Here is a 440-nt window from a genome sequence, read left to right on the forward strand (position 1 = left end):
CCGCCGAGGGCGGCGAGACGGCCCTTGAGGGTCGGGAAACGCTGGGAAATTCCGTACCGCATGACCGCCGCTGGTCCCGTTAAGCTTCTGTTAACGAATGTCCCATGGCAGGCGTTGCACGGCAATCGGCGGGTTAAGAAAAGGTTAACGGTGTGGATGGCGGGGTCCGGGCCGCGCAATCGCCGGGCTTTTCCCTGGGCGTGGACGACGGGCCGCCCTGGCACACCGACCCGGTTCGCCGGATGATTCACCCCGGATCGCCTTCGGATTTCCGGGGCACGCGACCGGGCGGACCGGGATCGCTCGATGCACGGGACGATCACGGCCTGATCGCGAGCGCCGTCGCGCCACCATCACGATCGCCCGATACGGTGCTTGGCACATCGCCAAGCTGCACCATCTTCGTCCACGAGGGCGCGACGGGGCACGGGGACGAGGCA

1 protein-coding gene is annotated in these 440 nt (G+C 67.3%); it reads left to right on the forward strand.

Annotated elements, in window-relative coordinates; all coding sequences use genetic code 11:
• Positions 1 to 152 precede the first annotated feature (152 nt).
• The coding region (locus tag CVH10_RS26640) for a hypothetical protein (RefSeq protein ID WP_219924762.1) at positions 153 to 440 on the forward strand (288 nt) is incomplete at its 3' end.

The organism is Halomonas sp. ND22Bw (assembly GCF_003011945.1).
GTDB classification, from domain to species: domain Bacteria; phylum Pseudomonadota; class Gammaproteobacteria; order Pseudomonadales; family Halomonadaceae; genus Halomonas; species Halomonas halophila.